The sequence below is a fragment of the Comamonas sp. 26 genome, from assembly GCF_002754475.1.
Taxonomy (GTDB): domain Bacteria; phylum Pseudomonadota; class Gammaproteobacteria; order Burkholderiales; family Burkholderiaceae_C; genus Comamonas.
Window position 1 is genome coordinate 638,807 of record NZ_PEFL01000001.1, and the last position, 22,972, is coordinate 661,778.

At 60.7% G+C, this 22,972-nt stretch carries 18 protein-coding genes; 10 read left to right on the forward strand and 8 right to left on the reverse strand.

Features of this window, described 5'->3' with window-relative positions; genetic code table 11:
• Positions 1-30 precede the first annotated feature (30 nt).
• The 5 genes from CLU84_RS03035 to CLU84_RS03055 all read right to left on the reverse strand — a co-directional run bounded on the left by CLU84_RS03035 (position 31) and on the right by CLU84_RS03055 (position 6,607).
• Entirely contained in the window at positions 31-336 is a 306-nt protein-coding gene (locus CLU84_RS03035; RefSeq protein ID WP_233209909.1) for a hypothetical protein, read from the reverse strand.
• A gap of 152 nt (positions 337-488) precedes the next feature.
• Entirely contained in the window at positions 489-2,636 is a 2,148-nt protein-coding gene (gene metG, locus CLU84_RS03040; protein ID WP_099735884.1) for a methionine--tRNA ligase, read from the reverse strand.
• Between the two features lie 218 nt (positions 2,637-2,854).
• Complete coding sequence (locus tag CLU84_RS03045) at positions 2,855-4,600, reverse strand: sensor domain-containing diguanylate cyclase (RefSeq protein ID WP_099737833.1); 1,746 nt, start codon at positions 4,598-4,600, stop codon at positions 2,855-2,857.
• Between the two features lie 75 nt (positions 4,601-4,675).
• Positions 4,676-5,974 (reverse strand): patatin-like phospholipase family protein, encoded by a 1,299-nt coding sequence (locus CLU84_RS03050; RefSeq protein ID WP_099735885.1) that lies wholly within the window; start codon positions 5,972-5,974, stop codon positions 4,676-4,678.
• Positions 5,975-6,037: 63 nt separating this feature from the next.
• A complete protein-coding gene (locus CLU84_RS03055; protein ID WP_099735886.1) occupies positions 6,038-6,607 on the reverse strand; it encodes a restriction endonuclease in 570 nt (189 codons plus the stop codon).
• A 123-nt stretch (positions 6,608-6,730) separates the two neighbouring features.
• Between CLU84_RS03055 and apbC the strand changes: the two genes are divergently transcribed.
• The 7 genes from apbC to CLU84_RS03090 all read left to right on the forward strand — a co-directional run bounded on the left by apbC (position 6,731) and on the right by CLU84_RS03090 (position 15,565).
• On the forward strand, positions 6,731-7,822 hold the full coding sequence (gene apbC, locus CLU84_RS03060) for an iron-sulfur cluster carrier protein ApbC (RefSeq protein ID WP_099735887.1): 1,092 nt from the start codon (positions 6,731-6,733) through the stop codon (positions 7,820-7,822).
• A complete protein-coding gene (locus CLU84_RS03065; protein WP_099735888.1) occupies positions 7,822-8,760 on the forward strand; it encodes a LysR substrate-binding domain-containing protein in 939 nt (312 codons plus the stop codon). Before apbC ends, CLU84_RS03065 begins: the two co-directional genes overlap by 1 nt.
• Positions 8,761-8,872: 112 nt before the next feature.
• Positions 8,873-11,005: a formate dehydrogenase subunit gamma gene (locus CLU84_RS03070; RefSeq protein ID WP_099735889.1), complete on the forward strand. Its 2,133-nt coding sequence runs from the start codon at positions 8,873-8,875 to the stop codon at positions 11,003-11,005.
• A 12-nt stretch (positions 11,006-11,017) separates the two neighbouring features.
• On the forward strand, positions 11,018-13,918 hold the full coding sequence (gene fdhF / locus CLU84_RS03075) for a formate dehydrogenase subunit alpha (protein ID WP_099735890.1): 2,901 nt from the start codon (positions 11,018-11,020) through the stop codon (positions 13,916-13,918).
• Positions 13,918-14,154 (forward strand): formate dehydrogenase subunit delta, encoded by a 237-nt coding sequence (locus CLU84_RS03080; protein ID WP_099735891.1) that lies wholly within the window; start codon positions 13,918-13,920, stop codon positions 14,152-14,154. The genes fdhF and CLU84_RS03080 overlap by 1 nt, the downstream gene beginning before the upstream one ends.
• Before the next feature lie 115 nt (positions 14,155-14,269).
• Positions 14,270-15,202, forward strand: a complete 933-nt coding sequence (locus tag CLU84_RS03085; protein WP_199173677.1) for a DMT family transporter — start codon at positions 14,270-14,272, stop codon at positions 15,200-15,202.
• Positions 15,203-15,328: 126 nt separating this feature from the next.
• The gene (locus CLU84_RS03090; protein WP_099735893.1) at positions 15,329-15,565 is read left to right on the forward strand and encodes a DUF333 domain-containing protein; all 237 of its coding nucleotides are present in this window, start codon (positions 15,329-15,331) and stop codon (positions 15,563-15,565) included.
• Between the two features lie 167 nt (positions 15,566-15,732).
• Here CLU84_RS03090 and CLU84_RS21980 read toward each other — a convergent pair whose 3' ends face one another.
• From CLU84_RS21980 to CLU84_RS03100, 3 genes are all read right to left on the reverse strand, one after another.
• The gene (locus tag CLU84_RS21980; protein WP_158235161.1) at positions 15,733-15,870 is read right to left on the reverse strand and encodes a hypothetical protein; all 138 of its coding nucleotides are present in this window, start codon (positions 15,868-15,870) and stop codon (positions 15,733-15,735) included.
• A 170-nt stretch (positions 15,871-16,040) separates the two neighbouring features.
• Entirely contained in the window at positions 16,041-16,406 is a 366-nt protein-coding gene (locus CLU84_RS03095; RefSeq protein WP_099735894.1) for a hypothetical protein, read from the reverse strand.
• Between the two features lie 104 nt (positions 16,407-16,510).
• A complete protein-coding gene (locus tag CLU84_RS03100) occupies positions 16,511-17,581 on the reverse strand; it encodes an adenosine deaminase (RefSeq protein ID WP_099735895.1) in 1,071 nt (356 codons plus the stop codon).
• Between the two features lie 108 nt (positions 17,582-17,689).
• Between CLU84_RS03100 and CLU84_RS03105 the strand changes: the two genes are divergently transcribed.
• The 3 genes from CLU84_RS03105 (at position 17,690) to CLU84_RS03115 (ending at position 22,951) form a co-directional block, all read left to right on the forward strand.
• The gene (locus tag CLU84_RS03105) at positions 17,690-20,227 is read left to right on the forward strand and encodes an ABC transporter permease (RefSeq protein WP_099735896.1); all 2,538 of its coding nucleotides are present in this window, start codon (positions 17,690-17,692) and stop codon (positions 20,225-20,227) included.
• A gap of 138 nt (positions 20,228-20,365) precedes the next feature.
• A complete protein-coding gene (locus CLU84_RS03110; protein WP_099735897.1) occupies positions 20,366-20,770 on the forward strand; it encodes a group II truncated hemoglobin in 405 nt (134 codons plus the stop codon).
• A 93-nt stretch (positions 20,771-20,863) separates the two neighbouring features.
• Positions 20,864-22,951 carry a bifunctional 2',3'-cyclic-nucleotide 2'-phosphodiesterase/3'-nucleotidase gene (locus CLU84_RS03115; RefSeq protein WP_099735898.1) on the forward strand — a complete coding sequence of 696 codons (2,088 nt, stop codon included), beginning with the start codon at positions 20,864-20,866 and terminating at the stop codon, positions 22,949-22,951.
• The last annotated feature ends 21 nt before the right edge of the window (positions 22,952-22,972 follow it).

Consider the following 22,972-nt stretch of genomic DNA (forward strand, 5'->3'; position numbering starts at 1 on the left):
GCTGATCTGAATGGGCTGCAGCCTGTTTTGTCAATATTCAGACTGAATGGCAGAAGGCGGAGCAACCGGCGTTGCCGTAGCCGCAGGTGCCGGTGTTTCGGCGGGCATTGCAGGCGGACTGGCCGAGTCACGGTAGCGAATATTCACGCCGCTGCTGTCACTGATACCGGGCTTGTCGTCATCCATCAGCGCATCGGCCGCTTTGCCAACGCCCTTGCCCACTATTTTGGCCGTGCCAATGGCAGCATCGGCGGCCAGACCCACGGCACCCGCTGTCACGCTGACGGCGGCACTGGTGACGGCCACGACGGCGCAGCCCGAGAGGCTCAGGCACAAAAAAGCTCCTGCAAACAAGGAGCCAATGGAGCCTGATAAAGCCCGAACCAACGTTGGGGTGGAAAGCAAGGGCCGCCCCGCAGAGAGTCCGTCGTCCCCCTCCCGCGCAGCGAGAGAGGTGAAAGGCGCAAAGCGCCTCAGAGGGGGTCGCATCAATGAATCCGCATGCCGGGCTGCGCGCCGGGGAAGGGTTCCAGCACATAAATGCCGGGGTGGGTCTTCTCATCGGCGTGGCTGGCAGCCAGCACCATGCCTTCAGACATGCCGAACTTCATTTTGCGCGGGGCCAGATTGGCCACGGTCACAGTCAGCTTGCCCACCAGTTGCTCGGGGCTGTACATGCTGCTGATGCCGCTGAAGACATTGCGGGTCTTGGGCTGGCCGTTTTCGTCCTTTTCGCCCACGTCCAGCGTCAGCTGCAGCAGCTTGGTCGAGCCTTCGACGGCCTTGCATTCCAGAATCTTGGCAATGCGCAGGTCGATCTTCATGAAGTCGTCAATGCCAATGGTTTCAGCCAGTGGCTCGCCACCGGGGGCATTGGGGTCGATCACGGGCTCGGCCTTCTTGGCGGTTTTTTTCTCGGCCTTGACGGGCTCGGCTGCGGGAGCAGCTTGGCCTGCAGGTGCCTCAAACAGCGATTCGAGCTGTTTGGGGTCCACGCGCTGCATCAGGTGCTGGTACACGCCAATCTGGTGGCCTTGGCCCAGGGGCTTGACCACATCGGCAAAGCTCTCGGGCGGCACGATGAGGAAGTTGGCCACTTCGGCGGCCACGGCGGGCAGGATGGGCGACAGGTAGATGGTCAGAATGCGGAAGGCTTCGATGCAGGTCGTGCACACATCGTGCAGGCGTGCGTCCATGCCTTCCTTCTTGGCCAGCTCCCAGGGCTTGTTGGCGTCCACATAGCTGTTGACCTTGTCGCACAGCGACATGATGTCGCGGGCAGCGCGGGCGGTGTCGCGGGCTTCGTACGACGCGACGATGGCGGCTTGCTGCTCGCGCAGCGCGGCCAGCAAGGTCTGGCCGTCTTCAGAGACCTGGCCCAGCTTGCCTTCAAAGCGCTTGCTGATAAAGCCTGCGGCGCGTGACGCAATGTTGACGTACTTGCCGATCAGGTCGGAGTTCACGCGCAGCATGAAGTCTTCGGCCGTGAAGTCGATGTCTTCGTTTTTGCCATTGAGCTTGGCGCCCAGGTAGTAGCGCAGCCACTCGGGGTTCATCTTGAGGGCCAGGTACTTGAGGGGGTCAAGGCCGGTGCCTCGGCTCTTGCTCATCTTCTCGCCGTTGTTGACGGTGAGGAAGCCGTGCACGCAAATCTTGGTCGGCGTCTTGCGGCCGCTGAACTTCAGCATCGCAGGCCAGAACAGCGTGTGGAAGGTGATGATGTCCTTGCCGATGAAGTGGTACTGCTCCAGATCGGGGTCGGCCATGTAGGCGTCGTAGTCTTCGCCACGCTTGGCCAGCAGTTCTTTGAGCGAGGCCAGATAACCCACAGGCGCGTCCAGCCAGACATAGAAGTACTTGCCCGGTGCGTCGGGAATTTCGATGCCGAAGTAGGGCGCATCACGGCTGATGTCCCAGTCGTCAAGGCCTTCGCTGGTCGAACCATCGGGGTTGGTGCGCACGCCAAACCATTCCTTGATCTTGGCGGCGACTTCGGGCTGCACATGCTTGCCGTCCTGCGTCCACTCAGTCAGGAACTCCACAGCGCGTGGGTCGGATAGCTTGAAGAAGAAGTGTTCGGACGACTTCATCACCGGCGTGGCACCCGACAGGGCCGAGAACGGGTTGATGAGGTCGGTGGGCGCGTAGACCGAGCTGCAGACTTCGCAGTTGTCGCCGTACTGGTCTTTGGCGTGGCAACGGGGGCACTCGCCCTTGATGAAACGGTCGGGCAGGAACATGTTCTTCTCGGGGTCGAAGAACTGCTCGATGGTGCGGGATTCGATGAAACCGGCCTTTTTCAGGTCCAGATAGATCTGCTTGGACAGCTCGTGGTTGGCCGGGCTGTCGGTGTTGCTCCAGTTGTCGAAGGCGATGTGAAAGCCGTCGAGGTAGGGCTTGCGGCCAGCCGCAATGTCGGCCACAAACTGCTGGGGCGTTTTGCCGGCTTTTTCAGCGGCAATCATGATGGGAGCACCGTGGGCGTCATCGGCACCCACGAAGTTGACCGCGTTGCCCTGCATTCGCTGCGCACGCACCCAGGTATCGGCCTGGATGTATTCCATGATGTGGCCGATGTGGAAATTGCCGTTGGCGTACGGCAGGGCGGTGGTAACGAAGAGTTTGCGTGCGGTCATGAGGGAACAGCTTTCACAGAGAACCTGCCATTCTAAAAGGGCTTGGCTCCAAGCTGCGGGAATGGGGTTTGCGGATGGGCTGGATGCCAATGGCAGGCACCCCGAATACTTTTATTTTGATAGCTTATAGCGCTTGATTTCATTGGGTTTTAGGCTGAAATCAATTTGATTTCCATGAATATCAGGCGCTAGCCGCTTTTATTGAGATAGCGCCGGCATCAACGTATCGATGGCCCTTTGTTGCGGTACATGTCTTGATCGGCCATTTTGAGCAGGATCTGGGCATCCTGCGCATCGCGGGGGTAGATGGCCTGACCAATGGATGCACCGACGGTGACGACTTCGCCTTCGGGCAGGCCTCGCAGCGTGACCAGCGGCTCTTGCAGCGCAAGGTCAATCTTCAGGCGCACCGCCTGTATCTGCTCTTCATCAGAGACGCCGCGCAGGATGATGACGAACTCATCACCGCCCAGGCGCGCGACCACATCGTCGGGGCGCAGCAGGTTGCGCATGCGCAGCGTGACTTCGGCCAGGGCCAGGTCGCCGTTGTCATGGCCCCAGCGGTCGTTGAGGGGCTTGAAACGGTCCAAGTCCACAAACAGCAGGGTGAACGGGGCGGCATGTTGCTGGCCCGGCAGGGGGCGGGTCAGGGTGCTCAGAATATGCTGCAGTGCGCTGCGGTTACTGGCGCCGGTCAGCGGATCGGTGAACAGGCTGTGGCGCATGCGGTGGAAGTTGTGGGCCAGCTCGCCAATCTCGTCGCGGCGCTGCACTTCGATGGGGGTGTCGATCTCGCCCTGGCCCACGCGGCGCACGGCGCGGGTCAGCGAGCGCATATCGTTGGCCACGGCACCAAAGATGCGGGTGCCGATGAAGACGGCCACGATTAGCGCCAAAAAGCCCAGGCCCCCCACCAGCATCATGTGGCGGTAGACGCCGGCCAGCATGTCTTTGTGCGGCACGGCGACCACGGCGATCCAGTCCTGACCGGCACCGTTGCTCAGGCGGCGGTAGGCGATGCGGATTTTGTGCTGGTCGGCATCTTCCAGCAGAGCCGTGCGGGGTGCGTCGTCAGAGGCGTTGGTGTGAAAGACTTCCTGAATTTTTTCATAAACGGCCTGAATCAGCGGGTCCTGGCTGTTGGCGGCGCTCATGCGCTCCATCTTGCCGTCGGGGCGAAGGTGGATGTTGGGCATGCCGGTGGCGGCGATCAGGGCACCATCAGCTTCGATGATGAAGGCGCGGCCGTGCTTGCTCAGGTGCAGCTGGTCTACAAAGTCATTGAGGGCTTTGAGGGAGATGTCAGCGGCCACCACACCTTCGAGCTTGCCGCGGGGCGAGAGAATGCGGCGGGCGCGTGTCAGCACCAGATCTTGAGCGCTGAAGTCGATGTAAACCGGCGTCCAGATGGAGCCGGCAGATTCGGCGGCGAGCTTGAACCAGGGGCGCTGGCGGGGGTCGAAGAGCGTGCTTTCGGTGTATTCGTAGATGGGCTTGGCGTGGATGCCGGTCACCTTGAAATAGCTGCGGTGGTCGCTGGCCAAGGTTTTGAGACGCAGTTGCCCCAGCGCTGGCTGCTGGCGCTTGAGGGCGATGCCCTGGCCTGCCACGTTGCCGTAGTAAACATAGTCGTTGGGCTGGGTGTGCAGCGAAGTAGCCACCCACAGGCGTGAGACCAGTGACTGAACATGCTCGCTGATGTCTGAGTAAACAGGCTGGCCGCTGGGGAAAGCCGCTTCAAGCACGGCGCTTGAGCTGTGCAGGTGCCTGTCCACAATCAGGGCGATGCGCTCAGCCTTTTCCTCCATCACCTGCTCGGACAGCGCGGACACCGTGTTACTGCCTGTCCAGTACCAGAGCATGCCCAGCGCCGAGGTCAACAGCGCAATCAGTGCAATAAAAGGCAGGATGAGTGAGAGCTTGAGCGATGAGGCGCCGCGAATGGTCTGAGGTGGCGTGGTCACTAGGCAGGTTGGGTGCTGGTTGTATAGGTGAAACAAAGTGTCTCATACATCATTTGCAGGCTATGGCAGGGGTTCTCACGCAGGTGGCTGTGTTTGCGTCCAGCCAAAAAATCGGGTGATCTCTTCCCTGCGGGCCATGGCATCTTTGTGGCCCAGTGCCATCAGTTCACGGGTGTAGCCTTGCTCAAATAGCAGGTAGCTGGCCAGCGCGCCATCGTGCAAAGGGGCTTCGGGGCTTGATCCTGCGCTCATGCGTACGCCCAGTGTGGCCAACAAGGTGCGCACGGGCAGGGGCAGTTTGTCGATGTGGCGGGTGGCAATGTCGTCAATGCGCTCGCTGGGTGTGATGGCCAGCACCTCAACCGGGCGCAGTCGGCTGTGGATGCGCTCGGCTGGCGAGATCAGGCTCAAGGTGTGGTTGATGCGCTCGGCGCGTTCAATGTCTACGGCCAGTGTGTCGAGAAAAATGCTGGACAGCGCATGCCCGGCTACCTGGGCCAGGGTGGGGTAGCTTGCATCGACCTGCGACGGGCTGGTGGTGGGCTCATGCCGACGGCCCGCGCCGACTACCAGCAGCTTGTTGGCCCCCAGGTGAATCATGGGGGCGAGGGGGGCGGTCTGGCGCATGGAGCCGTCGCCAAAGTATTCAAGGTGCCCATCCATGGGCAGCGGCATGGCCGGAAAGATAAAGGGCAGGGCTGATGAGGCCAGTAGGTGATCGGTGGTGAGCAGGGTCTGCACAGCCTTGCGCTGGTCGCGAATCCAGGGGCTCAGGCACTCGCGGGTCTGAAAAAAGGTGATGTGCTGGCCGCTGCTGTAGCTCGATGCCGTGATGGCCAGCGCATGCAGGTGGCCGCTTTCTATGAGTTGGGAAATGCGCTCGAAAGGCATGAGATCGCTACTCATCAGCGCTTTGAGTGGGCTGTTGTCCAGCAGCGAGCGGGGGCTCATGCGGCTCCAGCGTGCCAGTGCCCAGCCCAGCGACAGCAGGGTCATCCAGTGTGCGCCGCTGCGCAGCATGCTGAGCGAGTCGGCTTTGTAAATCTGCTCGGTGTGCATGTGGCCCCAGACATGGGTCATGCGCCGCACGGCGGCGTCAAAGGCATCGGCATGGCAGGCGAGTGCTGCAACATTGATAGCACCTGCTGAGGTGCCTGCAAGCACGGGGAAGGGATTGGGGCCATGTTGCAGGCCCTGTTCACGGCGCAGGGCGGCAATGGCTTGCAGCACGCCCACCTGATAGGCAGCGCGTGCCCCGCCACCGCTGAGCAACAGCCCGGTCGGCCCGATGCTGGATGCAGGGCCTGCGGAGTTCTGCCGATCGACGTCGGCAAGACTGGGAGGGAAGGTGGGTGAGAACTGCTCTGCCGCCATGCCTGCAGTGTGCCCGTATTGGGCGGCAGGCGGTAGACCGAGGCGGCAGAGTCGCGTGCAGTGTTAGCGCTTCTTGCGGTTTTTTGCGATCAAGGTCGCCATGGATTTACCGTTCAGCACCACCACCTGGTTCTGCGCGGCCCAGCTGGAGGCGTTGTCGCCCAGTGGCTGCAGCGCCACATAAATGGCCAGATCGGCCTGCTGCTTGGCTTGTGCCGCCTGCAGCTCGCGCAGCGGCTCCACGCCATGGGTGGCGGCCTTCCAGCGGCGGGCGCTGACCACGCTGGTCTGGCCGTTGCGGGTCAGCAGCAGGTCTGCGCCGGGCAGGTTCAGGCGCTGCACGTCATAGCCCTCGGCTTGCCATGCGGTTTGCAGCTGCGTGCTGAAGTCGGCCCAGCTCTGCGCGGCAATGACTTGCTGGATTTCTTCCATCTGCGCCGGGCTGGGCGCGCTCATCTGTTTGTAGAAGGCGATGCAGCCCACGACAAAAAACGGGAATGCACCCAGGGCGGCAAAGGGCGATATGTCCTTGGGGAATAGCGCCAGCGACACCAGCACCACAGCGGCGCAGATCGCAAAGCTGATCCACCAGCGCGAGCGCATCAGGACTGCAAACAGGGAGTTTTCGGCCATCTTCAGTTTCACGGGCTGTCTCTCAAATTTTTGGCAAAGGGTTGCATTGTCTCTTGTGCGCAGGGGTTGGGCGGCTTCGCTAGACTATCCGGCATCGAAGAAACCTCTGGAAAACTGAAACCCATGGCTGTTACAGAACAAGCGCTGCTGAGCGCATTCGCTGGCGTGCTCGATCCGCACACAGGCAAGGACTTTGTGAGCACCCGCGCCCTGCGCAACCTGCAGATCGCCGGAGATGACGTCTCGTTTGACGTGGAAATGGGCTACCCCGCCCAAAGCTTGCACGCAGCCCTGCGCAGCGCGTTCATTGCCGCAGCCAAGTCCGTGGCCGGTGTGGGCAATGTTTCGGTCAACATTACTACCAAGGTTGCATCGCATGCCGTGCAGCGCGGTGTGCAGCTGCTGACGGGTGTGAAGAACATCATCGCCATCTCGTCCGGCAAGGGCGGCGTGGGAAAGAGCACGACCACCGCCAATCTGGCGCTGGCGCTGGCGGCCGAAGGCGCGCGCGTGGGTATTCTGGATGCCGATATCTATGGCCCCAGCCAGCCCATGATGATGGGCGTGTCGGGCAAGCCCGAGAGCCATGACGGAAAGACCATGGAGCCGCTGGAGAACTACGGCGTGCAGGTCATGTCCATCGGTCTGCTGGTCAATAACGACCAGGCCATGATCTGGCGCGGCCCCATGGCCACACAGGCGCTGGAGCAGATGCTGCGCCAGACCAACTGGAAGGATCTGGACTATCTGTTTGTCGACATGCCACCCGGCACCGGCGACATCCAGCTGACGCTGGCCCAGCGCGTACCCATGACGGGCGCCGTGGTGGTGACCACGCCCCAGGACATTGCGCTGATCGATGCCAAGAAGGGCATTCAGATGTTCGAAAAGGTGGGCGTGCCCATCCTGGGCCTGGTCGAAAACATGGCCGCTCACGTTTGCACCAACTGCGGTCATGTCGAGCATATCTTTGGCGCTGACGGCGGCAAGAAGATGGCTGGCGAGCAGAACATCGACTATCTGGGCGCGCTGCCTTTGTCGCTGCAGATTCGCCTGCAGGCCGACAGTGGCAAGCCCACCGTGGTGGCAGAGCCTGAGAGCGAAGCGGCCCAGATCTACAAAAAGGTCGCCCGCGATCTGGCTGTGAAGGTGGCGCTCAAGGCCAAGGACTTCTCCAGCAAGTTCCCCACGATCACGGTGAGCAGCAACACCTGATGAACCTGCTGACCTCCCTGCGTTATCTGGTGGCACTCAATGAGCACCGCCATTTCGCAAGGGCGGCGCAGGCTTGCCATATCACGCAGCCTGCACTGTCCAACGCGCTCAGGGCGCTGGAGGCCGAGTTTGGCGCGGTCATTGTGCGACGTGGCCGTGTGTTTGGCGGGCTGACGCCCGAAGGCGAGCAGGTGCTGGCCACGGCGCTGTCCATGCTCAAGGCCGAAGAAGCCTTGCGCCAGGACTTGAGTGTGGGGGCCGGTCAGCTCAAAGGCAAGCTGCGCATGGCCGCCGTGCCCACGGCCATGCCCATGCTGACGCGCTTTGCCGCGCTGTTGCGTGCACGGCATCCGGGCATCACGCCCATGGTGCTGTCCATGAGCTCGCTGGAAATTGAAGCCGGGCTGGAAGACCTGTCGCTGGATCTGGCGCTGGGATACAGCGACCGCTTGCTTGCGCGGGAGAGTGCCCGAATCACCGTCTGGCCGCAGTATCAGGAGCATTACTTTCTGCTCAGTCCTGCGACTGAAAAATCAAGCCAAAAAGCCGTCAAGTGGGCGCAGGCCGCCAAGCTGCCGCTATGCCTTTTGACGCCTGATATGCACAACCGCCTGATCGTGGACCAGAGTTTCAAGGCGGCAGGCTGCGAGGTCAGCGCTGCCATGGAAACCAATTCCGTGCTCAGCCTGATGATGGCCGTCAGCGATGGCGGCCTGCACAGCGTACTGCCCGGCGCGCTGGTCGCCACCTTGCCAGAAGCTGCCGCGCTGAACGTGCGCCCGCTGATTACGCCCCAGGCGCAGACGGCGATTGCCTTTTTGACGCAGCCCAAAGAAACCGCCACCCGCGCCCTGTTGGCGGCCATGGCCTTGATGGAAACCACACAGTGGCGTGAGCAATGCACGCGCTTTGCCGGGGCTGTGCGGGACCGAGTTTGATTCACAGAATGAATCAGCGCATAGCGCTAATGAATTTGACGGGGTAAGCGCTGGGGGCTGAAATAGGGGCAGAGACAAAGGCGCTGCAGCGCCTGCATAAAAAGGCCACCCCATGCCCCATGAAAAAACCGTGCCGCTGGCCCAGCTTGCGCCGCAAAAGCTAAGCACCCAACAAGTTGAAGCTCTGAACCACGCGCTGGCGCGTTTTGCCAGCGAACCCGGTGGCCTGCTGCCACTGCTGCATGTCGTGCAGCACTCGCTGGGCTTTATTCCGCGCGCCGCCGTACCGCCGATTGCCGACGCCTTCAAACTCTCGCGGGCCGAGGTGCATGGCGTCATTAGCTACTACCCCCATCTGCGTGAGCAGCCTCATGGTCAGACCCTGATTCAGATCTGCCGCGCCGAATCCTGCCAGTCACGCGGCGCTGATGCGCTGCTGGCCCATGCTGAGCAAGTGCTGGGCTGCAAGGCTCATGAAACCACCGCTGATGGCTGCGTAACGCTTGAGCCCGTGTACTGCCTGGGACTGTGCGCCCAGTCGCCCGCGCTCATGGTCAACGAGGTGGAGGTCCATGCCCACCTCACGCCGTTCAAGCTGGATGCATTGCTGCAGGATTTGAAGTCAAAACCGGTTATAGCGCTTATGGATAAAGCGCAGGAAGCTATGGAATCAGGAGCGGACACCGTACGCATCTATGTGCCACGCGATGCCGCTGCGCTGGCCGTGGGCGCTGACGAGGTAGCCCGCGTGCTGGCTGAGGAATGCGCGGCGCGCGACCTGCCTGTCGAGCTGGTACGCAATGGCTCGCGCGGTCTGTTGTGGCTGGAGACTCTGGTCGAAGTCGAGACCGCGCAAGGCCGCGTGGCCTATGGCCCGGTCAGCGGGGCCGACGTGCCCGGCTTGCTGGATGCCGGCCTGCTGCAAGGCGGTGCGCACGCGCTATGCCATGGCTTGACCGATCAAATCCCCTATCTGGCAAAGCAGGAACGCCTCACTTTTGCCCGCGTGGGAGTGATTGATCCGCTGAGCTTGGCAGACTATGCCGCCCATGGTGGCTGGCAAGGTCTGAAGGCCGCAGCGGTCATAGGGCCCGAAGCCGTGGTGCAGCAGGTGCTGGACTCGGGCCTGCGTGGGCGCGGTGGCGCGGCGTTTCCGGCCGGCATCAAGTGGAAGACGGTGGCGGCTGCGGCAGGTACGCAAAAATACATTGCTTGCAATGCCGATGAAGGAGATTCGGGCACGTTCGCCGACCGCCTGCTGATGGAAGGCGACCCGTTCTGCCTGATCGAAGGCATGGCGATTGCGGCGCTGGCCGTGGGTGCCACCCAAGGCTATATCTATGTGCGCAGCGAGTATCCGCATGCGATTGCCACATTGAAAGAAGCCATTGCCCGCGCCAGCGCGGCGGGCTGGCTGGGCGGCAATGTGGCTGGTAGCGGCCGGGCGTTTTATCTGCAGGTTCGCAAAGGTGCGGGCAGCTATGTCTGCGGTGAAGAAACCGCGATGCTGGAGAGCATCGAAGGCAAACGCGGCATTGTGCGGGCCAAGCCGCCGCTGCCGGCCATCGAAGGTCTGTTTGGCCAACCCACGGTGATCAACAACGTGATCACGCTGGCGACCGTGCCTGTCATTTTGGCCAAGGGCGCTGCCTTTTATCAGGGCTATGGCATGGGCCGCTCGCGCGGCACGCTGCCGTTTCAGCTGGCCGGCAATATCGCGCGCGGCGGACTGGTGGAAAAAGCCTTTGGCCTGAGCTTGCGCGGGTTGGTCGAGGACTTTGGCGGCGGCACGGCCACGGGCCGGCCCATCAAGGCGATACAGGTGGGCGGGCCGCTGGGCAGTTATGTGGCACCCGCCGACTGGGACGATCCTCTGGACTACGAAGCCTATGCCGCCAAAGGCAATGTGGTGGGCCATGGCGGCCTGGTGGTGCATGACGATGGGTCCAATATGGCCCGGCTGGCGCGCTATGCCATGGAGTTTTGTGCGATCGAATCCTGCGGCAAATGCACGCCTTGCCGCATAGGCTCCACACGTGGGGTGGAGGTTATCGATCGCATCACGGCCAACACAGGCGCTGTGCATGCCGCCAATGTGGCGCTGCTGGAAAGCCTGTGCGACCTCATGGAGGGCAGCAGCATGTGTGCCATGGGCGGGATGACGCCTTATCCGGTGCGCTCGGCGCTCACCCACTATCCGCAGGACTTCGGCATCGAGTCCGCAGCCGCCGTCATGCCCGTCTGAGGAGAGAACACCATGTTGGAACATTTGAAGCACACCGATTTTGGAACTCCCCTCAGCCTGTCTGAAGAGCTGGTCACGCTGCAAATTGACGGCCGCGAAGTCACCGTGCCCAAGGGCACTTCGCTGATGCGTGCCGCCGTGGATGGCGGTATCAAAGTGCCCAAGCTCTGTGCTACGGATTCGCTGGAACCTTTTGGTTCTTGCCGCCTGTGTCTGGTACAGATCGAGGGGCGCAAGGGTTATCCGGCTTCCTGCACCACGCCAGCCGAATCTGGCATGAAGGTGAAAACGCAAAGCCCGCAGTTGCAGGAGCTGCGCAAGGGCGTGATGGAGTTGTATATCTCCGACCATCCACTGGACTGCCTGACCTGTTCGTCCAATGGCGACTGCGAGCTGCAGGACATGGCGGGCGTGGTGGGCCTGCGCGAGGTGCGCTATGGCATGGACGGTGCCAATCACTTCAAGGGCGCAGCCAAGGCTGAGGTCGATACCTCCAACCCCTATTTCAATTACGACCCCAGTAAATGCATTGTTTGCAACCGCTGCGTGCGCGCCTGCGAAGAGACGCAGGGCACGTTTGCGCTGACGATCACGGGGCGCGGCTTTGAATCGCGCATTACGGCAGGGCAGGGCGATGGCTTCATGGCCAGCGACTGCGTGAGCTGCGGCGCCTGCGTGCAGGCCTGCCCCACGGCCACGCTGCAGGAAAAGACCGTGGTGGAGCTGGGCCAGTCCGAGCACAGTGAGATCACCACCTGCGCCTATTGCGGCGTGGGCTGCGGCTTCAAGGCCGAGATGAAGGGCGAGCAGGTCGTGCGCATGGTGCCGTGGAAAGACGGCAAGGCCAACGAGGGCCATGCCTGCGTCAAGGGCCGCTTTGCCTGGGGCTATGCCACGCATAAGGACCGCATCACAAAGCCCATGATTCGCGCCAAGATCAGCGACCCCTGGCGTGAAGTGAGCTGGGAAGAGGCCATTGGCCATGCGGCCAGCGAGTTTCGCCGCATACAGGCTAGGCATGGCAAGGATTCGATTGGCGGCATCACCTCATCGCGCTGCACCAATGAAGAAACCTATCTGGTGCAAAAGCTGATCCGAGCCGCTTTTGGCAACAACAACGTCGATACCTGCGCGCGCGTCTGCCACTCGCCCACGGGCTATGGGCTGGGTCAGACCTATGGAACTTCGGCAGGCACGCAGACCTTCAAGTCGGTGGATCAGTCTGATGTGATCATGGTCATTGGCGCCAACCCCACGGCGGCCCATCCGGTGTTTGGTTCGCGCATGAAAAAGCGCCTGCGTGCGGGTGCCAAACTCATCGTGATCGACCCACGCGAGATTGACTTGGTCAGCTCTCCCCACATTCAGGCCGACTATCACCTGCAGCTCAGACCCGGCACCAATGTGGCCATGATTACCGCGCTGGCTCATGTGATCGTTACCGAGGGCTTGCTGTCCGATGCATACATCGACGAGCGTTGCGATGCTAAGTCCTTCGCGCAGTGGAAAGAGTTTGTGGCCAGACCCGAAAACTCCCCAGAAGCCACGGCAGAAATTACCGGCGTCGCCCCTGATCTGGTGCGCGGCGCGGCCCGTCTGTATGCGCTGGGCGCGCACGATCATCCAGCAGGTAAGCCAGTCAACGCCGCAATCTACTACGGGCTGGGTGTGACGGAGCATGCACAGGGCTCGACCATGGTCATGGGCATTGCCAATCTGGCCATGGCCACCGGCAATGTGGGGCGTGAAGGTGTGGGCGTGAACCCGCTGCGCGGCCAGAACAATGTGCAGGGCTCTTGCGATATGGGCAGCTTTCCGCATGAGCTGCCCGGCTACCGCCATATCTCGGACAGCACAACGCGCGCCGAGTTTGAAGCCGCATGGGGTGTGCAGCTGAACCCTGAGCCCGGTCTGCGCATACCCAATATGTTTGAAGCGGCGCTGGGTGGCAGCTTTCTGGGTCTGTACTGCGAGGGCGAAGATATTGTTCAGTCCGACCCCAACACCCAGCATGTGACGGCCGCGTTGGCAGCCATGGAATGCGTGGTGGTGCAGGACATCTTCTTGAACGAAACCGCCAAGTACGCCCATGTGTTTTTGCCCGGCTCGTCCTTCATGGAAAAAGATGGCACTTTCACCAATGCCGAGCGCCGCATTTCGCGCGTGACCCAGCTCATGCAACCGCTGGCCGGCTATGCCGACTGGGAAGTGACGCAGCTGCTATCGAATGCGCTGGGCTACCCCATGAACTACGGTCACCCCCAAGAAATCATGGCCGAGATTGCCGCACTCACGCCCACGTTTGCCGGCGTGAGCTATGAAAAGATAGAGCGGCTGGGAAGCGTGCAATGGCCATGTAATGAGGCCACCGAAGAGGCCGGTACGGACATCATGCACAAAGATCAATTTGTGCGTGGCAAGGGCCGTTTCATCATCACCCAGTATGTGGCGACCGAGGAAAAAGTCACTCAGCGCTTTCCGCTGCTGCTGACCACTGGGCGCATCCTCTCGCAGTACAACGTGGGCGCGCAGACTCGCCGCACGGCCAACAGCCAGTGGCATAGCGAAGACAGGCTGGAGATTCATCCGCATGATGCCGAAGATCGCGGCGTTCGCGACGGCGACTGGGTGGGTATCGAAAGCCGTGCCGGTCACACGGTGCTGCGCGCCACGGTGACCGAGCGCATTCAGCCCGGCGTGGTCTACACGACCTTCCACTTCCCTGAATCGGGTGCCAACGTGATTACCACCGACAGCTCTGACTGGGCCACCAACTGCCCCGAGTACAAGGTGACGGCGGTGCAGGTTCTGCCTGTGGCTCAGCCATCTAGCTGGCAGCGTGGCTATGCGCAGTTCAATGATGAGCAACTGAGCCATTTGGCGGCCGCTCAGGTCGAGGCAGGAGCGCTGTAATGGATGTGAACAACCTGATCCGCATGGCGAACCGCATTGGCGAATTTTTTGTCTCCATCCCTGATCGTGACGAGGCGCTGGAGGGCATTGCACTGCATATCCAGAAGTTCTGGGACCCGCGCATGCGGCTGCGCCTTCTGGATGCGCTGAGCGATGAGCAGCAGGCGCAGCAGTTGTTGCCCTTGGTCCGAGACTCCTTGCGGCTGCACGACCAGCAACTGCGGCCAAAGCGGTAGTCACGCGGGTGCCTGTCCGGGCAGATCGCCGCAGGTATATTTCCCGCTATCTCCTTTTCAAAGCCGCTGACTGGCTCTGCCCAGTGCTGCGGCTTTTGTGTTCTTACGGTCTCGCATGACTTCCAAAACTCCCGCTAACGCCCAGATGGGCTCGCACTTACGTCTGCTGGGCATGGCCTTGCTCTGGGGGGCTTCATGGCCTGCGGGGCGTATTTTGGCGCTCAATATGTCGCCGCTGGCGGCGTCCGGTTTGCGCTTTGTGCTGGCCGCGAGCTTGCTGTTGCCATGGCTTTACTGGTCTGGTGGTTTTCCTGCGATCAAAAAGTGGCCGCTCAAGACCTGGCTGGGCATGTTTGCCGCTGGTGCCACCGGCGTCTTTGGCTATGCCGCATTTTTCCTGAGCGGCTTGCAGCATCTACCCGCAGGCAAGGCGGCGCTGGTGATTACGCTCAACCCTGTTGCGACCTTGCTGCTGGCCGTGTGGCTGTTCAAGGAGCGCATCAATGGCGTGATTGCCCTGGGCATGGCATTGGCGGCCTGTGGCGCGGTGGTGGTGATCTCGCATGGCAAGCCGCTGGAACTGCTCAATGGCACGTTAGGCATTGGTGAGATGCTGATTCTGGGCTGCGTCGCCTGCTGGGTTTGCTACACGCTCATCGGGCGCGCCATGCTGGCAGGGGTGGATGCACTGGCTGCCACCACGGTTACCGCCATCTTTGGTGCCGTTCTGTTGCTGGTCACCAGTATGTTGGTTGAAGGCCCGCAGGCTCTGATCTCCGCCTTTCATGCCAGCAATCAGGCGTGGGTGGCCATGATCTTCATGGCCTATGGCTCCACCGCCATTGCTTACGCCTGGTACTTTGCGGGCGTCAAGACACTGGGGGCGGGAGCCGCATCGGGCTACATCACACTGGTGCCGGTGATTGGCGTGATGCTGTCAGCCCTGTTGCTGGGTGAGAGCGTGGATGGCTCCATGCTGCTGGGCGGTGCCATGGCGATTGCAGGCACGGCCGTAATGAACTGGGGGCGCAGGCAGGTGCTTGCCTAGAGATCGTAAACACGCTCTTAGCGCTCTGGTTTCGCTTCATGCGAGCCTGAGGGCTGGGCGGCAGGTGCAGGCTTTCAGCCCTGAAAATCCCACCGCAGCGGGCTGGTGTTTTGATACATTGGATCCATGAAACATGCACTAGGTATCGCTGGAGCTGTCATTGCAGCCGCAGCCATTGTCAGCGGCTGCGCTCAGTCGGTCTCCATCAATATGGGTAGTCCTGCAGCAGCTCAATGCAGCAAGTTTGGCGGCAAGTTGCGTATAGAAAAGACTGCGGAAGTCGATCGCAGTATCTGCGTATTGCCGGACGGATCGACCTTCGAAGAGAGCGTGCAGCGCCACAAGGCGTCAGTGAGTCAATGAGCGTTGCAGGGCGGTGATTCACAAGTTTTTTGGAAGCCCCAGTACGGTTGGGGTGAGAAATGAGTCAGTTCTCTTGCTTACACATTGAATACCAGTAAGTATTTGAATAAATTAGACTTATTGCTATGAAAAAGATACTTGGAGTTTCTGTCTTCGCGCTATTCCTGTCAGGGTGCTATGCGCACCATGGTCACGGCCATCGCCCTCATGGCGGTTATTACGGTGGTGGGTATTACGGGCAAGGCCATGGCCATCCGCACGGTCACAAGCACCACGGTCATCGGCCTGGAGGGCATGGTGGTCATAAGGACCATGGTGGCCGAGGGCACGGCAGACGCTGAGACTGGCTCTCAGCCAGCAGCCTTCCCATCAGTCAAAACAAACAAGCCACCTCATCGGGTGGCTTTTTTGTTTGCTGCTCAGTGGCTGGCTTGGAGACGAATAAAGCGAGGCGATTCAGCCCCTTGCCTTTTGTTTACGCCTCTTTCGATGCTGCTTGATGTTCTGCCCGCTTGGCTTCGAGCCCGCTGATCTGAATTTTGAGCTGGCGCATGCTGCTTTGCATGGTCACACCCAGCAGGCGGCGCATGGCTTCAAAAAACAGCGTCATGAAGAGCACGCTGGGCAGTACGCCCCAGCGCAGCCAGCCTGAAGCATGGTTGACCCAAGAGACGACGCAGACCACCACGGCCATGGCGATGGCAAAGTAGTTCCACTTTCTGGAGCTTTGCATCTTCTTGGCGTACTTTTCAGCGGTGGCTTCAAGCTGCTGCTCTGTGATTTTGAGCTTAGCGATAGATGCCTGAATTTCTTCAAGGCTGGCGGGCTGTTCTGAGGGCATAAGGCAGAAACTAAGAATGAGAGATCACGCAAATGCTGAGCTTTTGTGATTGAAAATTGATAGCGTTAAGCGCTTGATGAGTAAGCGCTATAGCTATTTTTTGCTTAAATATCGCTTGAGCTGCTCAGCACATCAAACTCTGCACTCCATTGCTGGTGCAGTGCACGTTTTTCGCTGTCATCAATCCATGCTGCATCAATGCCGTTAAGCATGAATCCTTTGAGATCTGCGATGGAAAACCCAAAGTCGCTGACCATCTTGGTCCACGCACCCGTGGGGTCGATATGGTGCAGCGTGGGGTCGTCTGTGTTGGGATGGACGCGAAGGCCCATGGCGGGCATCTGGCGGATGGGGTGGTCCAGCGCCCAGCGCTCTGGCGCAAGTGTGCGCAGGTAGTAGGAGTTGCTGGGAACGACGGTGAACACAATACCCAGATCGGCGCAGCGCTGGGCCAGCTCGGGGTTGTTGATGACGGTGTAGCCGTGGTCCACGCGGTCTACCTTGAGTAGCTCCACAGCGGTCTGCAGATTGTTCCAGGGCAGGCCAAACTCGCTGGCATGGGCCGTGGTCTTGAGTCCGTTTTTACGGGCCAGCGCATAGGCCTCCAGAAACAGCTCGGGCGGGCGTTCGTTTTCGCGGTAATCGATGCCTATGCCGGGCACGTCATCGTGGCGGTTCTCCAGCATCCATTGCACCATCTGCACGGCGGCTTCGGGCGGGGCTTCGCGGTCAATCGATGGAACAAGTCGCCCACGTATGCCGCAGTCTTTTTGCGCTGCCGCAGCGCCTGCAAGAATCGCTTGCTGGGCAGTGGCATAGCTCATGCCAGAGCATTCAACGGTGCCCGTGGGGTTCCAGAAAAATTCGGCGTAGCGCACGTTGTGCGCAGCGGCGTCTTGCAGGTATTCGTAGGTGATGCGCTCCAGATCGGCGGGCGTCTGCAGCAGCCACTGGTCAAGGGCGCGCAGCACACGCAGCACGCCCACGGGCTTTTCGCCGCGGGTGTAGAAGGCTTCGATCTCTTCCAGCGTCAGCGGTGCTTTGGAGCGCTGTGTCAGCTCGATAAACGTGTTTTTTCGAACAGTGCCCAGCAGGTGGCAGTGCAGCTCCATCTTGGGGATGGCGTGGGCAAAGGCGGTCAGTTCAGGGGTAGGGGCGGTCGGCGCGGCATTCATGGCGCAGATGGTAGTGATTTGCCATCATCCCTGCGCTCAAGTGGTTTGCACGGGTCTTGTCTGGGCGCTTTTTGTTGTGCCTTTGGCAGCTGCGCTATTGTTCTGACCATGCAAGCATCATCTGTCTGGATTCTGGGGCTGCGCAACCTCTGGCGCGATCTGCGCGCGGGAGAGTTGCGCCTGATTATTGTGGCCGTGCTGCTGGCCGTAGCTGCCCTCACCTCGGTGGGTTTCTTTGCGGATCGTCTGCAGGCCGGCTTGCAGCGCGATGCACGCCAGTTGCTGGGCGGCGATGTGGTGGTGGTCAGCGACAACCCCACGCCTGAGGCTTTTATCGATCAGGCGCAGCAGCAAGGTTTGCAGACGGTGGCCACGGCCAGCTTTCCCACCATGGCGCGCGCCGATCAAGCGCAGGGTGGTGCCAGCCGCCTGGTGGCGCTGAAAAGCGTAGAGCCCGGCTATCCGCTGCGCGGCGTGATTCAGCTCAGCCAAGGTGCTGGTCAGCCTGTGCTGGAAGTGAGGGCGATTCCTGAGAGCGGTAACGTCTGGGTCGATGCGCCGCTGCTGGAGGCGCTGGGCTTGAAGCTTGGCGATGCACTGCTGCTGGGTGATTCCAGCTTTCACATCTCTCACATCATCGTGGTTGAGCCAGACCGCGGTGCAGGATTTATGAGCTTTGCGCCGCGCGTGATGATCAATAGCGCTGATCTGCCCGCGACAAGACTGGTGCAGCCTGCAAGCCGTATTACTTATCGCTTGGCGGTCGCTGGAGCCAGCGATGCGGGGCGCAGCGGTGAGCAAACCGCACAGCGCTATCTGAGCTGGGCGCAGGAGCAGGCCAAGACCGAACATGGCGTGCGTATTGAGTCGCTGGAAAGTGGCCGACCCGAGATGCGGCAGACGCTGGACCGTGCCGAAAAATTTCTGAGCCTGGTGGCGCTGCTGTCTGCATTGCTGTCTGCCGTGGCCGTGGCGCTGGCTGCGCGTGCATTTGCCAACAGTCATCTCGATGCATCGGCCATGCTGCGCGTGCTGGGTCAGAGCCAGCGCCGCATTGCATGGGCCTATGTGGTGGAATTTGTATGTGTCGGTCTGGCCTCCAGCCTTGCTGGCGTGTTGCTGGGCTGGGGTGTGCACCATGTCTTTGTCTGGTTGCTTGCCGGGCTGGTGGATGCGGCCTTGCCCGCCGCCAGCATCTGGCCTGCCTTGCTGGGCATGGGCATGGGTTTGACCTTGCTGCTGGCCTTTGGTTTACCGCCTGTGTTGCAACTGGCGCAGGTGCCGCCGCTGCGCGTAATGCGGCGTGATCTGGGGGCGCTCAAGCCTGCTTCATGGCTGGTGCTGGCTGTTGGAGTGGCAGGCTTTGCGGCTTTGTTGCTGGCGGCCAGTCGCGACATCAAGCTGGGGCTGATTGCGGTGGGCGGTTTTGCGGCTGCCGCGTTGCTGTTCGCGGGGTTGGCCTGGCTTGCGGTCAAGTTATTGCGTCGCGTGGTCAATGAAGCCACGGCACCGCGCTGGATGGTGATGGCTACGCGCCAGATATCTGCCAAGCCGGTATATGCCGTGGTGCAGGTCAGCTCACTGGCCGTGGGCTTGCTGGCGCTGGTGCTGCTGGTGTTGCTGCGCACTGATTTGATCGCCAGCTGGCGCAAAGCCACGCCGGCCAATGCGCCCGATCGTTTTGTCATCAATGTGCAGCCCGATCAGGCACAGGACTTTCAGGCCGCTCTCAAAAAAGCGGGCGTGCAAAGCTATGACTGGTATCCCATGATTCGTGGGCGCCTGATTGCCATCAACGGCAAGGAAGTTCGCCCCGATGACTACGCCGAAGACCGTGCCAAGCGGATGGTGGACAGAGAGTTCAACATCTCCACCGCTGAAGCCATGCCCGAGCATAACCAGATTACGGGCGGCCGCTGGACTGCGGGCGAGCAGGGTGCCATCAGCATGGAAGAAGGCATTGCCAAGACGCTGGGCCTGAAGCTGGGCGACACGCTGCGTTTTGATGTGGGCGGCGAAGAAAACGAGGCCCGCATTACCAGTCTGCGCAAGGTGGACTGGAGTTCCATGCGCGCTAACTTCTTTGCCATCTACCCGGTGCAGCATCTGGACAACGTGGCCGTCACCTATCTGGCCGCCTACCGTGCGCCTGCGGTGCAGGGCTTTGACAATGCGCTGGTCAATCAGTTTCCCAACATCACCAATGTCGATCTGAGCAGCACGCTGGCGCAGGTGCAGAAGGTGATGGATCAGGTCATCCGCGCGGTGGAGTTTTTGTTTGGCTTCACCTTGGTGGCCGGGCTGGTGGTGCTGTTTGCATCTGTGACTGGCACGCGCGAGGAGCGGGCGCGTGAATACGCCATCATGCGCGCCGTGGGCGCAAGGTCCGGGCTGCTGCAGCAGGTGCAAACTGCCGAGCTGGCGGGTGTAGGCCTGATGGCCGGTTTTCTGGCCAGCTGCGTGGCGCTGGCTGTGGGCTGGGCGCTGGCACGCTGGGTATTTGACTTTGAATGGAGCGTGCTGTGGTGGGTGCCGCTGGTGGGTGCTGTGGCCGGAGCGGTGCTGGCCTGGCTGGCCGGCTGGTGGGCGCTGCGCGAGGTGGTGAACCGCCCGGTGATGCAGACGCTGCGGCAGGCGCAAGAATGAGAGCTCTCAGAATTGATAGCTGCTTGCGCTTGTACTTATTGGGCCTGATGCTTGTTGAATAAATGAATTGCCTTGCATCAGCGCAGGTGAAGCCGCGCCAAGGACAATTGAGTCATTACGCCGCAACCGACTCACACCATGCAGATTGAAGAAAAGCCACCGTTTGATACGCCCTATGAATGGATTGGTGGAGAAGAAAAAGTCCAGCAACTGGCCGCCCGCTTTTATGACCTGATGGACCTGGAGCCGGGCTACAAGGAACTGCGCGCGGCGCATGGCAGCACGCTGGACGATGCTCGCCAAAAACTGTTCTGGTTTCTCAGCGGCTGGCTGGGCGGCCCAGACTATTACCAGGAGCGCTTTGGTCACCCGCGTCTGCGCATGCGCCATATGCCGTTTTCCATCGGTATTCAGGAGCGCGACCAGTGGGTGGCCTGCATGGATCAGGCCATGGGCGAGACCGGTGTGCCTGAAGCCCTGCGCACCCGCCTTAAAGCCAGCTTCATGAATACCGCCGACTGGATGCGCAACCGCGGCGCCTAGTTTTTGTCGCTGGTTTCAAAACGTCAAATTACCTTCATGACGCTGTAAAAAGAGCTGCCGACACTGCTTGCACTTCAACAAGCAGGGTCAACCATGCAGGATTTCGATTTGTCTGGCACAAAGCTGTGCGCAGACGGTTTCTTTTCGACATTGAGGCATCGTCGCAATGTGCTGACGGCCGTGGGCTGTGCCGTATTGCTAGCCGCCTGTGGCGGCAGCGATGACAGCAGCACGCCTGTCGCCTCCCAGCCCGCGACCGCCACGCTGGCTGTGCTGGAGACCACGGATCTGCACTTCAATGTGCGCAGCTATGACTATTTCAAGCTGGCCGAAGACAAGAGCTATGGCTTTGAGCGCACAGCCACGTTGATTCGTCAGGCCCGCAAGGAGTTCGCCAATACGCTGCTGGTGGACAACGGCGACACCATTCAGGGTACGGCCCTGGCTGACTACGAGGCTGAGATCAAGCCCATCGCCTGCACACAGCAGCTGTCCATGTACAAGGCCATGGGCGCGTTGAGCTTTGATGCGGGCACGCTGGGCAACCACGAATTCAACTACGGTCTGCCTTTCCTGAATCAAGTGCTGGGTGGTGGTTTGGATGTGGAAGGCGTGAACGCCAGCCAGAAATGCGTGGGCAATGGCTACCCGGCCGTGCTGGCCAATGTCTACAGCAGCAAGACTAAAAAGCCGCTGGTTCAGCCCTATGCCGTGCTGGAGCGCACCATGGTGGCCAAGGGCGGCGATGGCAAGGAAGTCAAGCTGCCCATCAAGATTGGTGTGATCGGTTTCACCACGCCGGGCATCATGAATTGGGACAAGCGCTATCTGGAAGGCAAGGTCTACACCGAGGGCGCGGTGGAAGCGGCCAGCAAATATGTGCCCGAGCTGCGCGCCAAGGGTGCCGATGTGGTGGTGGCTCTGCTGCATGGCGGGCTGGATGGATCGGCCTATTCAGCCTCCATGGAAAACCCGGGTCTCTATCTGTCCAAGGTGGCTGGCATTGATGCCATGGTCATGGGTCACCAGCACAGCGTCTTTCCCGATCTATCGGCCAAGCCTGCTTTCAGCCAGAGCGGCGTGGACAACAAGGCCGGCACCATCAACGGTGTACCTGCTGTCATGGCTAATTCCTGGGGCAAGGCGTTGGGCGTGATTCAGCTGCCGCTGCAGTGGGATGGAAAGAAGTGGAGCGTGGCAAAGACCGGCAGCAAGAGCGAGCTGCGCAATATCCAGAACAAGGATGCGGCAGGTAGCGCGGTGTTTGTCGATGCTGACCCTGCAATCGCACCGTTGATCGAGACTCAGCACCAGGCGGCCATCAGTTATGTGAAGACGCCGATTGGCAGCACGGACTTCCGCATGAGCACGCTGTTTGCCGATGTGGGCGACCCTGGAGCGATACAAATCGTCAACCAGGCGCAGCAGGCCTACGTGGGCAACTACATCAAAGCCAATTTGCCGCAATACGCCAGCCTGCCCGTGCTGTCGGTGAGTGCACCGTTCAAGTCGGGCTTTCAGGGCGGTAAGGATTTCACCGATGTGGCCACTGGCCCACTGGCTATTTACAACGCTGCCGACCTGTATCTCTATCCCAACACCGTGTATGCGGTGAAGGTTAACGGTGCCGACATCAAGAGCTGGCTGGAGGCTGCGGCCAAGCGCTTCAACCAGATTGATGTGAACAAGACGGCCGAGCAGCCGCTGATCAGCAGCTTCCCGGGCTACAACTTCGACATGTTCACCACGGCGGACGTGCAGTACGAGATCGACGTAACCCAGCACGTGGGCAGTCGCATCAAGAACCTGAACTATCTGGGCAAGCCCATCGATACTGCGCAGGAGTTTGTGATCGCCACCAACAACTACCGCGCCACCAGCGGTGCCAGTTTTATTCCCAAACTCGACGGTTCATCCACTATCTGGGCCTCGCCTGATGCGAACCGCGATGTGGTGATTGAGTATGTGCGCAAGAATCCGCAGATCACCAGAGCGATCAACGGCGCGGCCAAGAGCTGGCGCTTTACCAAGGTGACGACGGCCGGCCCGGTGGTGTTCAGCTCGGGCACCGGTGCGCTGAGCGTGGCCCAGGCAGCCGGTCTGAGCGGGGTGACGGTGTTGATGGCCGATGATGGAACGGGCAAGGACACGAGCAAGTATCAACTCGACCTGTCCAAATAAATTTCGGACTTAACCCAGGCC